Genomic DNA, 13,325 nt, shown 5'->3' with positions numbered 1-13,325 from the left:
CATCACCCGTAGCGGTGGTCTTTGAGGCGGTCGAGCATCATGCCCCAGAGGGCCTCGTACGGCATCACTTCCAGGCCCCAGTTGCCCCCCAGGTACTGCATCGACGTTTGCCGCATTTCTTCGTAGATGCGCTCGGAACTCCGACGTGTCTGGTAGTAGCGGAATTCTTCCTGACGCATGTTGGTCATCAGGCTGATGAGGCACTCGCTGCGGAAGTGAAGGTCCTTTTTGGGATAGCGTCGTGTGTACCGCGCCAGTTCGTCGGTGCAGCGGTTGAGGTACTCCACGTTCATCTTTTCGAGATGATAGAGCGTCTGTACCGTGAGGCGTGCTACGTTCAGCCCGCGCTTTTTCTTCGAAAACTCGGGCAACTCGGCCATAAACTCGTTGAACCGGAACCCCGTTTTCGAATTTTGGATCAGGGGACGGATTTCTTTCAGGTTAGCCGTTTTGTACAGGTAATGCAGGTACGCCTGGAAAATCAGCCAGCGTTCTTTCCGGTTCCCGCTGATTTGCCGGAAGCTGGAGTGCAGCACTACTTTCTGAAAGATGTTGGCCGCTCGTAGGTAATCTTCCGCGTGCATGGCCAGCAGGAAGTAATACTCGTGCAACGTCACCCACTGATCGTTCCCTTCGATAAAGTACTTTTCGCCCGCTTCGACCGTCGCCGCGCCCGTCTCCAGATCGCGTAGGTGGAGCAGGTAGTTCATGCGGCGTAACACAATGCGCGCCAGATCGGCCCGCGTGAAGTGATGCGGGTGGAGTACGGCAAAATGCTCCGTCTCTTCCGTAACGACGAGGGCCTCTTTGTAATCGTCGACCAACTGAAAGTAGAGGGACTTCAGCCGGTAGTAGTTCATCATGAGCCAGGGACTGGCAAACAGATTGAGCGACTGTTCCAGGTCTTCGTAGCCCTTCTTGGCCACTTCCCGCACCTTGTCGCGGCTGGTCTTCGACTTGCGCAGCAGCGCGGTGGCCTCTTCCCAATACCGCTCCGACAGGTTTTCGATTCGCAGGCGGTTCTCGGCATAGTCGGCTTGTTCGCAGTACCGCAGAAATTCTTTGTAGGGCCCCTCTTTGCTGGCGTGCTGGCGCAGGATGCGTGCGCACTCTAATGCAATCTCAGTCAGGTAGTAGGATTCGGCTTGTTTGAGCGCTTTTTCTACGGCAGGGATGGCCAAACGGGCAGAATTGTGCAAAAGTAAGACACGGGCGTTGAAAAGCGTCTTGTTACACTCGTAGGCAACCGCCTTGTATTCCGCTACGTCAGGATCGTGAAAATCCAGAAAAAAGAGCGTGTTGAGCAGCTTTTGTTTTAGCCGGGTTTTCAGAATGAGGTACTTCTTTTCGGCCGGGTCGCACTGGTAAATTTCGGCGGCTGCTTCTTCGTCGGTCTTAAATCGACCGGAATGAATACCATCGAAAAGCTGGAAGTAGTTACTGTTTTTATTACGGCTGCCTTCGTCAAACAGCTCGATTTTTTTGATACGTTTCTTCGTAACTAATTCAATCAGACTTCTCAGATTTTCCATAAAAGGGGGAAAATTTAACTATACAAAGGTAAAAAATGATATTTGTGAAGCAAGAATAACTCTCATTGCCTCTGTACACCTGCCGCGCCTCGTGCCCTTAAACCCCGCGCAATTGATTATTTTGCTTATCTTTTCTCGTCAATTCGCGTCGTATGTTAATCGCCACGTTGTTAGGCATCGGCATTGTACTAATTTTGATTGAGGTGCTCTTTGTGCCGGGCACCACCATTGTCGGCATTGCCGGAGGGCTCTGCGCGGCGATCGGAATCTACCTGACCTACCGTGCCCACGGTCCGTTGTGGGGCACGGGGGTGTTGTTAGGCGCCGCGCTGGTCGCTGGAGTGGCCTTTTATTATGGATTTCGTTCAGAGTCGTGGCAACGCTTTGCTTTGCAGGACCGCCTCTTGGGTCGCACCAACGACCAAAGTGAACGCCTGCTGAAGCCCGGCGAAGTGGGCGAGACGCTTTCGGCCCTGCGTCCTTACGGGAAAGCCGAGTTTCCGGCGGGCACATTCGAGGTGTTTTCGCAGGACGGCTTTGTGCCCGAAAGCTCAAAAGTGCGCATCTTACGGATCGATAACAATAGAGTAACGGTCGAAACTATAAAACCTACATAAAAACCTACCATGGGTGAAGGATTTCTGTCTGTCGTCATACTGATCGTGGTCGGCATTGTGCTGATCTACCTCTTTCTGTACTTCGTGCCGCTGAACCTCTGGATTACGGCGGTATTTTCCGGAGTCAGGATCAATCTTTTTGAACTGGTCTTCATGCGGATTCGGAAGGTGCCCCCGCGGATCGTGGTCGAATCGCTGATTACCGCCACCAAAGCGGGGCTCCAGGTCTCGAGCAGCGAGATCGAAACCCACTATCTGGCCGGAGGCAACGTGCCGTCGGTCATTAAAGCGCTCATTTCGGCCGACAAAGCCAACATCAACCTCACGTTCAAGCAGGCCACGGCCATCGACCTGGCGGGGCGCGACGTATTTGAAGCGGTGCAGATTTCCGTTAATCCTAAAGTGATCAACACGCCCAACGTAGCCGCCGTAGCGGCCGACGGCATTCAGCTGATTGCCAAAGCGCGCGTTACGGTGCGGGCCAACATTCAACAGCTGGTTGGCGGCGCAGGCGAAGACACCATCCTGGCGCGGGTCGGCGAGGGAATTGTGACCTCCATTGGGTCGGCGGCTTCTCACAAGGATGTGCTGGAAAATCCCGACAAAATCTCCAAGCTCGTGTTACAGCGTGGTCTGGATGCCGGAACGGCCTTTGAAATCCTTTCCATCGACATTGCCGACGTCGACGTCGGGACCAACATCGGGGCAAAGTTGCAGATCGACCAGGCCAATGCCGACCTCAAAGTGGCAGAAGCCAAAGCCGAAGAGCGGCGCGCCATGGCCGTAGCGGTAGAGCAGGAGATGCGGGCCAAAGCCCAGGAAGCACGCGCGCGCGTAATCGAAGCCGAGGCCGAAGTGCCGAAAGCCATTGCGTCGGCCTTCCAAAGCGGCAACCTGGGGGTGATGGACTACTATCGACTGCAGAACATTCAGGCGGATACCGACATGCGCAGCAACATTGCGGGCGATAGTGGACAGTCTACCGGCAAAACCTCCTAACCGCATTTTTCTTTCGGAGCTGCTCTGCGGATTAATGCCGAACTTTGCGGCATGAGTAGCACAACCGATCCTCCTTCTTTTGCTGACCTGAAGCTCAACCGCCAGTTGTTGGACGCCATTGCCGACGCCGGCTTTGATAGTCCCACAGCTGTGCAGCAACGTACCATTCCGCTCATCATGGCGGGACACGACGTGCTGGGCATCGCGCCCACGGGTACCGGCAAAACGGCGGCCTTCGTGTTGCCGCTACTTATGAAATTGAAGTACGCCCAGGGGGAGCATCCGCGTGGGTTGATTCTGGCCCCGACCCGCGAGCTGGCCATTCAGTTGAACGAGCACGTCGCGCAACTGAACCGCCACCTTGACCTGCGGCACGCCGCACTCTACGGGGGAACGGGCTTCAAAATGCAGACCGATGCCATCGAAGCGGGGCTCGATCTGGTGATTGCGACGCCCGGCCGCCTGATGGACCATTACCGGAAAGGCACGCTGATCCTGAAAGAACTGAAGGTGCTCGTGCTAGACGAAGCCGACAAGATGATGGACATGGGCTTTATGCCCCAGATCCGCCAACTGTTAGAGATCATCCCCCGCAAGCGGCAGAATCTGCTGTTTTCGGCCACCATGCCCGACAAGGTGCTGCGCCTCTCGGAGGAGTTCCTGGAATTTCCGGAGCGTGTAGAAGTGGCACCCCAAGCAACCGTAACCGAAACGGTAGAGCAGCGGTTGTACGAGGTGCCCAATCAGGCCACCAAGCTCAATTTCGTGACGCACCTGTTGCGGCAGGACGAGGTAGCCCGCGCGTTTATTTTTACCAAAACCCGTACGACGGCCAACTACATTTACAACAGGCTGGTCCGCGAATGGGGAGAGCGGGTTCGGGTTATCCACGCCAACAAAGATCAGAACGCCCGCCTCAATGCCATGAATGCTTTCCGAGCGGGAGAGCTACACGTACTGGTAGCAACCGACGTCGCTTCCAGGGGCATCGATGTACAGGACGTAACCCACGTGATCAACTTTGATGTGCCTATTGTGTACGAAGACTACGTGCACCGTGTGGGGCGCACCGGACGTGCCGAACACGAAGGTGTATCGGTAACGCTGATGAACCCCGCCGAGGCCTACCACATCGAGCGGATCGAGAAAATCATTCACGGCGCCATTCCCCGCCATGCGTTACCGGAAGCGGTTCCCGTGGTGGCCACCTCGTTTGAGGAACAGCAGGAGATGGCGCGCGCGATCGATCAGCAGCGCAAGCGAGAAGATCCTACTTATCAAGGTGCCTTTCACGAAAAGAAGCGTCGCCCTTCGCCCACCAAAAAGAGCCCAACCAAAAAGTCAGGCAAGCGGCCGCGCCGGCGGCGGTAGGGCTTATTCCTTGTAAGATATTTGTATAATCCAGCTTGGTCGCCAAATTTTTTTATTGCTTTGCGACTAGTGCCATTCCCTCGGTGCTGGCGTAGAATTCATTTATCTCGCTGGTTTGGAAGTAATTAACGGTTGAAGGCAGCATAGACTCTGGCCTAAGTGCAATAGGTTATTTCTGGTAAAATATAGAATTTTTTTTGTATCACGCTTCGCTGATCTTTGCTCTGTCAACTTGATATAGTTTAATTATATATGAGTAGGATCAAAGCGAGTGCCTGGGGTGCCAAAGTAATAGGCTTGCTAAGCGTAGTATTCCTGTTAGCAAGCTGCGAGAATGTAAAACGCGTTACGACGGTGACCTTCACTCGTAATCTGGACGTGAGTTTCCTGCTTTCCTCTATGGGAAGCGCCAAAAGTATCTCTGAGAAGGTGGTCTACGATCCCCTCGACGACGAGGAGCTGGACAAGTATGCCAACCGTCTGCAAACTATATCGATCATTGCTTTGGCTTACAAAGTCGATTCGCTGGTCACCAGCCCTGACAACAAACAGGATCTGTTGCTGGAGACCGGCACCTTGAGCTATACGGAAAACGAGAATGATACCCCGGTTGTATTAGCGCACTTCAGAAATCTGAACGTTGCCGATCTGTATGCGCAGCAAGCGTTTGTCGCGTTTCCGTCAGAAAACACAGACCTACTGGCTGCCTCACTGATGACCAAAAAGACTCTTCGTTTTTACATAACCGGTACTGTCAACCAGACGCCCGTCACCCTGGGGGTCACCGTGCGGTTGAACATTGAAGCCAAAGCAGGCTTGATCTAACAAAACCATCTGTTTCCATTTGTTTCATGATCGCCTGGCAGCCAAGCTGCCGGGCGTCTTTATTCTTCGATGGCGCCGACGTTGGGTGTGGTCAGGCTGCGGGGACCGTTTAAAAAATCGCGCCGCAAATCGGACGTGCGTACGCCCGGCAGCGAAAAGGTCGTGAGGTCAGCGCCGTACTGCCGGGCCGGAGAATCTGTGTCGAGTGTATCGAGTCGGAAGTCGTACTCGATCGGGTTAGCAAAATCAAGTTCCCAGGAAATCAGCCGGTTTGCCGAAGCGAAGTCTTCGAGGGGCAACTTAGAGGCATCGCGCAGCGAAATAACATTATTATGGATTTCTGCCTGGCTTTCGGGAGTTGACAGACCCATCTGGAATTCTTCTTCATTGCGCCCGGACACAATGTTGTTGACAAAGAAGAAAGAATAGGGAACTTGCGCCTCGATCTCTTGCCCCTCCTCATTATAATAACTGTACAAATCGGAAATTACCACCGCTGCGGTCCGGCGGATCGTCCGCAGGTTGGTATTGTAGGCGAACGTGTTGTGCGCGAAATAATAGGTACCTCCCAATGCCGCCAAGAGCCGCTCGCCACCGTTGATAAAAAGGTTGTTATACGCCACCAGCGAAGTGGGCTTGTAGCACCAGAACGTATTGCTGGCCATGTTGGCGATGAGCGAGTTGGAGATCTGCAAGTCGACGGGTCCTTCTACGTCGGGTAATCCTACCTGAAAACGTTCCCCGTTTTTAATGTCAGTAAAATCGATCCGATTGTCAGTACTCCCGTTCACAAAAATGATTCCGCCCCACTGGTTTGGCTGGTTCAAGTAAGGGTCCTTACTTTCGGCGCCGGTAAAATCGCGCGTGCTGGTAATCCGAACCACCTCAGAGGGCGTACCGTTGATGTGCAACGTGCCCTGTACCACCAAAACGGCGGTGCTGTGCATATAGAGGCGGGTGCCAGCCTCGACGTTGAGCGTACATCCCGGGGGGACCAATACTCCTTCGAAAAGCACATAGGGGCGGTCTTTGGTCCAGGTAATGGCTTCTCCCGAACAGGCAAGCGCTACGTTCCGAAGGTAATAGGCGTCCTGCCCCCAGGCTTCGAGCATCACCTGCTGCTGGTTGCCGTTGCTCTGGACCACGAGCTTGTCTTCAATCACAAACGGATTGTCCTGATCTTGAGCGTCGATGGTTGCTTCGATCAAGACCAGTAGACTGTCGCCCCCGCGCACAACGATGTTATCGACTACCGGACCGGACCGGCCGTTGACCACAAGGGTGAAGGGCCCTTCGGGATTGGCCAGCGACACCGCATCGATTTTGATGGCCTTCCGATGTGGATTGTAAATCCGTAGCCGGCGCGTTGCCGTTTTGATGTCGGTAAATACCGTATCAAACCGAAGCGTATCGGCAGAAAAAGAAAGCTGATCGGAGGGGTCGGTGGTAATGACCTCATCGATCGGCTCACAAGCCCAGACTAAAAACAACAGTACCGCCAGGCAAGAGAAAGTGGTCTTCATGCGAAGAAGAAACGCTCCAAAGGCCCGGTTGGTATGCAGCAGCGTCACGCTTGCCCTTCTTTTAGCTTCTCTGCGTTGTCGGCCAGGCGCAATTGCTCGATAAAGTCGCCAATGTCACCATCCATGACGGCCGGGAGGTTATAGACCGTGTGGCCAATGCGGTGATCCGTCACACGGCTTTGGGGGTAGTTGTAGGTTCTGATCTTGTCGGAGCGGTCGCCGCTGCCCACCATGGCTTTGCGTTGCGCACCCAATTCTTCGTTCTGCTTTGCCAATTCGATATCGTACAACCGCGAGCGGAGGACCTTCAGGGCTTTCTCGAAATTTTTGATCTGCGACTTTTCGTCCTGGCACTGCACCACGATTCCCGTGGGGATGTGGGTCAGGCGAATGGCCGAATAGGTAGTATTGACCGACTGCCCACCAGGACCGGACGAGCAGAACGTGTCTTTACGGATGTCGTTCATGTTGAGCTCCACGTCCACCTCTTCAACTTCGGGTAATACCGCCACGCTGGCCGCCGAAGTGTGGACGCGTCCCTGCGTTTCGGTAGCGGGAACCCGCTGCACCCGGTGAACGCCCGACTCCCATTTCAACATGCCGTAGACATCGTCGCCCGAAACGTTGGCAATGATTTCTTTATAGCCTCCCGACGTCCCTTCGGTGTAATCCAGAATCTCCATGCGCCAGTTGCGCTCTTCAGCAAAGCGCTGGTACATCCGGAACAAGTCGCCGGCAAAAATGGCGGCTTCATCTCCCCCGGCTCCACCACGGATCTCCATGATGACGTTGCGGCTGTCGTTCGGGTCTTTCGGAATGAGCATGGTTTTCAGCTCCTCCTCCTGCGCCTCGCGGGTTTCCTGCAACGTCTCCAACTCCTCCTTGGCCATCTCCCGGAACTCGGGGTCCTTTTCGGTAGTCAGCAATTGCTTCGCATTTTCGATATTATCTAACGTCAGGCGGTAAGGGCGGTACTTTTCGACAATCTTCTCTAAGTCCTTATACTCTTTGCTCAATTTTGAGTACCGTTTCATGTCACTCACCACATCGGGCTGAACAATCAGGTGCCCCACTTCTTCAAAACGCTGACGTATAGCCTCTAACTTGTCAATCATAATTGTCTAAATAGGGGGCAAATTTAAGCAATAGTTACGTGGCTTTTCCATTCCCCCCGGGGGCGGTTTTCGGACCGCAACCCGGGAATTCCTACTTTATGCTACTAAACCGAGGGGCAACCGTTAGGCAGAGGGCCTGGACACGCGCTATATGTGCAATGATTCATATCATTTCGGGTCAAAACTTTCTTCAGTATTGATATAAAGTGTTTTAGCGAGTCCTGCCCATCTCATATATCTATTTTAGCCCCTCGAAATCACCATATACACATATCACCGAGCGTAGCGGTTCTGATCCTTTTTTATGATGAAAAAAACACGATTCGGGCTAGGGAAGAAGATTTTTCTCGGATTTTCCGTACTGATTTCCTTCTTCGCATTAAATGCCGTCCTGAGTATTATCACCCTCAATCAAAGTGAAGAAGGGCTAAGTCGGAGTTCCGACGTAGTCGAACCTTCGATGGAAGCCATTGACCAGTTGGAAAACACGGCCATCCGATCAAAAATGCTGATTACCAACTGGGTGTATCTGCAAACCAACGAAGAAGACAAGCAAGATTTGCGGACGTTGCATAACGTCGAATACCCCACGTTGCAGGCGCGCGTCAAAGAACTGAGCCAACAGTGGGAAGATTCGACGGAGATCGCTCAGATGGACACCATCTTGCAGGAATTCGATGCGTTGCTGGCAACCGAAAAACGGATCATGTCTACGCTGGTGACCTTCGAAGATTACGAAGATCCGGTAAAGAAAATGGTAGAAGGGGAGAGCGTGATCGAAGAAGTAGTCTTACCCTCGACGGCCTCGCTGTTGCAACGCATCGACAAGCTGCAACAACAAAAAAAGACGGAACTGGCCAGCACCAAGCAGGAAATTATCGACTCGTCGAGCCTGCTCATGACCATCGTCCTTTCGCTGGGTATCGGGATTACAGTGGTCGGCATGCTGATCGCCTACATTACCAGCCGTTCTATTACGCGTCCTATTTCCTACATCAGCAGCATCGTACAACAGATGGGACGCGGGGAGCTACCCGAAGAAAGCACCAAGCGTTTCAGCAACGACGAGATGGGCGACATGGCCGAGGCCGTTAACAAACTGTCCGTTGGCTTGCGTCAAACGGCACAGTTTGCAGAAAACATTGGGCAAGGCAATCTGAAAGCCGAGTTTACGCCCTTGAGCGAAAACGACGTATTGGGATCTGCCCTCTTGGAAATGCGCCGTAACCTGCAGCAGGTCGCCGAAGACGAAGCTCGCCGTAACTGGACAACGGAAGGTTTGGCCCGCTTTGGTGAAATCTTGCGCCAGAATACCAACAACCTGGCCGAACTGGCCGACCACATCATCGGTAACTTGGTTAAATACACCAAGGCCAACCAAGGACGCATTTTCATTCTGAACGAAGACAACCCGGACGATCCGTACCTGGAGTTGCAAGGGTGTTATGCCTGGGATCGGAAAAAGCACCTGAATCAACGTATCGACATTGGCGAAGGGCTGGCAGGCCAAGCCTGGCAGGAAAACAGTACGATTTACATCACGGACGTTCCCGATAACTACGTAACGATTCGTTCCGGCCTGGGTGATGCCAATCCTACCTGTATTCTGATTGTGCCGTTGCGTGTGAACGAAGAAGTGTTTGGCGTCATCGAGATGGCTTCTTTCCAGATCTTCGCTCCGCACGAAGTCGAGTTTGTCGAAAAAATCGGGACAAGCATCGCGTCGACCATTTCGTCCGTGCGCATCAACCAACGTACGTCACATCTGCTGGAAGAGTCGCAGATGCTCACTGAGCAGATGCGTGCGCAGGAAGAAGAAATGCGGCAAAACATGGAAGAGTTGCAAGCCACCCAAGAGGAGATGCAACGTGCCCAACGTGCTGCCCACGACAAAGAAGAACTGATCAACTCAACGAGCCTGTTGCTCGAAACAGATACCAGGTTCCGCATTCAGTTGACTAATGGCCGGGCTAAAGAATTCCTCGGGCATGCCACCGATAAGGTAATGAGCTTTTCGTTACATGATCTGATGACCGATGGCGATCAGTTGGCGGATCTCAAACGAAAACTGGAAGCCGGTCACTACTGGCAAGGTGTAGTCTCACTCAACAAGAGCAACGGCAAGAGCGAAGAGTTTCTGGTCATCGCCGGGAGCATCCACACCAGCGAAGATCAAGGCGTGCGGTACCATTTCATCATCAACCGCATTGCAACGGTGCATACAAACGCATAGGAAGCAGCGCAAATCCTTTGAAAACCCCGTGATGTCCTCACGGGGTTTTATTTTTGCAGGCATGAAGCAATCGACTCTGGTTTACGGGCTGTGCCTTCTCCTGATGATGGGGTGCCACGGTGACCGACTCGATACCTCGCAGGTAAAAGAAGAAATGAACGCGCGTGAGATTATACGCGCCACTCCGGGGCAAATTACCGAGAAGGCACGCCAATTAGGCAAGCAGACACAAGCCCAACTGGAAGCCCAATGGCGGCAGCGGTTGAAACACGCTTTGGATAGTCTGCCGCCCGAGGAAGCGCTGGCGTATTGCCGCATTGACGACTTGCCGGTCTACCAACAGGCCGAAGCCCGGATCATACGACTTTCGCCCCATCCGCTGGCACCACGCCCCGATTCGCTCGTGACGCCTCAGGCGCTTGAACTGCTCGAAGCCTACGTGTATGGCGCGGCCGAGGGGGTGAAGCTGGATGAGAACATCCAGAAAACCCGAAACGACCAGGCATTGCTCTACACCAAACCTCTGATGTTCGATGAAGCGTTTTGTTTGAAATGCCACGGGCAGGAGCGAAGCGAGCCGACAACGCAGGCCTTACGCAAACGCTTTCCTCAAGCCGACTCGGTGGCTTTTCAAGCATCGCAGGGCGATCTGGCAGGCATCTGGTCCATCGAGTTTGAAAAACGTACGGTGGTCAGCAGCATCGGAAGCAACTGACAATCAGGTTTTTCGTAACCTTCCCCTGGCGCTCATGCGTTTTTAGGATAAGGCAGTACACCACACGGGTGTCATTTTTTACAGATCCTCATAACCATGAAACGCTATACCTATTATATCGGGGCGTTTGCCCTACTCCTTCTGTTTAGTTGCAGTCCTCAACTGACGGTTCATTCCGACTACGACAAGGAGGCACAGTTCGACTCGTTCAGCACGTACGCCTGGGTCGACTCGGCCGGCATGAAGCAGACGTCGGACAATCCGACCATCGACAATTCGCTGAATTTGAAGCGGATTCGGCAGGCCATTGAGCGGGAGATGAACAACCTGGGATACGAGATGGTGTCGTCTGACCCGGACTTGCTGGTGAATTACCAGATCGCGGTCAACCAGAAGACCGACACGCGCTACATGAACAACTACGGCTATTGGTACTGGCCTACGTACCAAAATGCGTACGCGCAGGATTACGACGAAGCCATGATCATCGTTGATCTGATCAATGCCACAGACAAACAACTGGTCTGGCAGGGGTGGGCCGCTACCGATGCGGCCACGTTGCAGCAAGACCCCGAAGGAACCATCAACGAGGCGGTGACCGACATTTTCAAAAAGTACGAGAAAGTAGGCCAGCCCCAACGAGTTGCTTACAACTAAGGAATCTCAGCAAGCATAGAGTTAGAGAGAGGCAGTCGGCAGGCTGCCTTTTTTATGCTGCCTGATTGATAGTAATGCTATTGTGTTTAATAGTTTAGGTTCGCCGCTTGTCCATGCCGGCTTCCTTTCATCTAAGTCTAACGCCGCTTATTTCTTACACGCTGGAAATTGTGGAAGATCTGATTGTATATTCAATTCATCAAACGCACAAAATCCATCTTTCCACCTCATAACTCTACGACCATGAGCATCTTCAAGCGCCTCTTCAAAATAGGAGAAGCCGAAACCAATGCGGCCATCGACCGGCTGGAAAATCCTATCAAGATGACCGAGCAAGGCATCCGTGATATGAAGGCCGAGTTGGACAAAAGCCTGCACGGGCTAGCCGAAATCAAAGCCATGGCCATTCGGGCGCAGAATGATATGAAAGACTATCAGACCAAGGCCGAAGAGTACGAGCAGAAAGCCATGCAGTTGCTGCAACGTGCACAACAGGGCCACATGGATTCGGCAGAAGCCGACCGCCTTGCCACCGAAGCGCTGGCCAAAAAAGCTCAGAACGAAGCGCACGTAAAACGTACCACGACTGAAAAAGAGCAGTTCGACCGCCACGTCGAGCAGATGGAAGGCAACATCAAACGCCTGAAGGCCGACATCAGCAAGTGGGAAAACGAACTAAAAAGTTTGAAAGCCCGCGTCAACGTGAGCGCCGCTTCGCAGCGACTGAACAAGCAACTGGCCCAGATCGACTCGTCCGACACCGCTTCCATGCTGGAGCGGATGAAAGAGAAAGTGGCGCAATCGGAGGCGCTGGCCGAATCGTACGGGCAGATTGCCAACGAAAGCCGCAGCCTCGACGAAGAGATCGACCGGGCGCTTGACGCCACCGACGTGCAAGCCTCGGCCGACTTGGCTGCACTGAAAGCAAAGATGGGCCTGGGGCCGTCCAATGCTGCTGACGCGAAAGAATAAAGAAAAAGGTACGGAGTTCAGGTGCCAGGCACTGGGCTTCGTGCCGCCTTCTGCGCTATTTTCGACGGCCGTTGTGTGGTACCATCGCAGCGGCCGATCATTATCTCACACCTACACGGATCGATCGCCATGAAAGAATTAGTTGACGCCTCCTTTTCGTCGGTCAACATCATCCCGACCTTTCTGCTCCTGTTTGTCATAGGATACTGGCTGGTCACGCTGATTGGAATGGTGGACCTGGATTCGATCGACATTGACGTCGATGTGGACGTGGATGCCGACGCCGATGTAGATGTAGACGGCGGCAGTTCGCTGATGTGGCTGAACCATGTTCTGGCCTTCTTCAACCTGGGGAAAGTGCCGTTGATGGTGTTTCTCACCTTCCTGGCGCTTCCCTTATGGGCTGGTTCGGTTCTGGCGAACCATTACGTAAGCAACACGTCGTTTGCCGTTTCGCTGATCTTTCTGCTGCCTGTGCTGATCGCTAGCCTGTTCATTGCCAAGTTTCTTACCTGGCCTTTTGTCAAGGTGTTCGAGCACATGGACGAGGAAGAAGATACCACCGTCATCGGGAAAATCTGCCGCACGTTGGGAACCATCGATCATCAGCACGGTGGCCAAGCCGTGGTAGAAGGAAAAAGCTCTCCTATCAAACTCTTTGTTCGTACGCCCGAAGGTAAAGTAGTGCCTAAGGGAGAAACGGCGCTGGTCATTGAGTATCAGCCCGATAAAAAGTATTATCTCATTGATCCTTATAAACTCTGAA

General features: G+C 53.3%; 12 protein-coding genes. 9 read left to right on the top strand and 3 right to left on the bottom strand.

Features of this window, described 5'->3' with window-relative positions; all coding sequences use genetic code 11:
- Positions 1-2: 2 nt before the first annotated feature.
- Positions 3-1,532, bottom strand: a complete 1,530-nt coding sequence (locus BLR44_RS09335) for a hypothetical protein (RefSeq protein ID WP_089681430.1) — start codon at positions 1,530-1,532, stop codon at positions 3-5.
- Positions 1,533-1,684: 152 nt separating this feature from the next.
- On the opposite strand from BLR44_RS09335, the gene BLR44_RS09330 reads away from it, so the two are divergent.
- The 4 genes from BLR44_RS09330 to BLR44_RS09315 all read left to right on the top strand — a co-directional run bounded on the left by BLR44_RS09330 (position 1,685) and on the right by BLR44_RS09315 (position 5,344).
- Positions 1,685-2,149, top strand: coding sequence for an NfeD family protein (locus BLR44_RS09330; protein WP_089681429.1), 465 nt, complete (start codon positions 1,685-1,687; stop codon positions 2,147-2,149).
- Between the two features lie 9 nt (positions 2,150-2,158).
- Positions 2,159-3,148 carry a flotillin-like protein FloA gene (floA, locus tag BLR44_RS09325; RefSeq protein WP_089681428.1) on the top strand — a complete coding sequence of 330 codons (990 nt, stop codon included), beginning with the start codon at positions 2,159-2,161 and terminating at the stop codon, positions 3,146-3,148.
- 51 nt (positions 3,149-3,199) lie between these two features.
- Positions 3,200-4,519: a DEAD/DEAH box helicase gene (locus BLR44_RS09320; RefSeq protein WP_089681427.1), complete on the top strand. Its 1,320-nt coding sequence runs from the start codon at positions 3,200-3,202 to the stop codon at positions 4,517-4,519.
- A 354-nt stretch (positions 4,520-4,873) separates the two neighbouring features.
- Positions 4,874-5,344: a hypothetical protein gene (locus BLR44_RS09315; RefSeq protein WP_143017210.1), complete on the top strand. Its 471-nt coding sequence runs from the start codon at positions 4,874-4,876 to the stop codon at positions 5,342-5,344.
- A gap of 59 nt (positions 5,345-5,403) precedes the next feature.
- Here BLR44_RS09315 and BLR44_RS09310 read toward each other — a convergent pair whose 3' ends face one another.
- Both BLR44_RS09310 and prfA read right to left on the bottom strand, forming a co-directional pair.
- Entirely contained in the window at positions 5,404-6,867 is a 1,464-nt protein-coding gene (locus tag BLR44_RS09310) for a hypothetical protein (protein ID WP_143017209.1), read from the bottom strand.
- 44 nt (positions 6,868-6,911) lie between these two features.
- Positions 6,912-7,982: a peptide chain release factor 1 gene (gene prfA / locus BLR44_RS09305; protein ID WP_089681424.1), complete on the bottom strand. Its 1,071-nt coding sequence runs from the start codon at positions 7,980-7,982 to the stop codon at positions 6,912-6,914.
- Positions 7,983-8,289: 307 nt separating this feature from the next.
- Between prfA and BLR44_RS09300 the strand changes: the two genes are divergently transcribed.
- The 5 genes from BLR44_RS09300 (at position 8,290) to BLR44_RS09280 (ending at position 13,324) form a co-directional block, all read left to right on the top strand.
- Positions 8,290-10,215, top strand: a complete 1,926-nt coding sequence (locus BLR44_RS09300) for a GAF domain-containing protein (RefSeq protein ID WP_176955964.1) — start codon at positions 8,290-8,292, stop codon at positions 10,213-10,215.
- Between the two features lie 61 nt (positions 10,216-10,276).
- Entirely contained in the window at positions 10,277-10,930 is a 654-nt protein-coding gene (locus BLR44_RS09295; protein ID WP_176955963.1) for a c-type heme family protein, read from the top strand.
- A gap of 96 nt (positions 10,931-11,026) precedes the next feature.
- Complete coding sequence (locus BLR44_RS09290) at positions 11,027-11,587, top strand: DUF4136 domain-containing protein (protein ID WP_089681421.1); 561 nt, start codon at positions 11,027-11,029, stop codon at positions 11,585-11,587.
- A 243-nt stretch (positions 11,588-11,830) separates the two neighbouring features.
- A complete protein-coding gene (locus BLR44_RS09285; RefSeq protein ID WP_089681420.1) occupies positions 11,831-12,559 on the top strand; it encodes a PspA/IM30 family protein in 729 nt (242 codons plus the stop codon).
- Between the two features lie 129 nt (positions 12,560-12,688).
- The gene (locus BLR44_RS09280; RefSeq protein ID WP_089681419.1) at positions 12,689-13,324 is read left to right on the top strand and encodes an OB-fold-containig protein; all 636 of its coding nucleotides are present in this window, start codon (positions 12,689-12,691) and stop codon (positions 13,322-13,324) included.
- Position 13,325: the final 1 nt, after the last annotated feature.

The sequence above is a fragment of the Catalinimonas alkaloidigena genome (assembly GCF_900100765.1).
GTDB lineage: Bacteria > Bacteroidota > Bacteroidia > Cytophagales > Flexibacteraceae > Mooreia > Mooreia alkaloidigena.
Note: the sequence above shows the minus strand (reverse complement) of the source record. Positions and strands in the feature narration are given on the sequence as shown.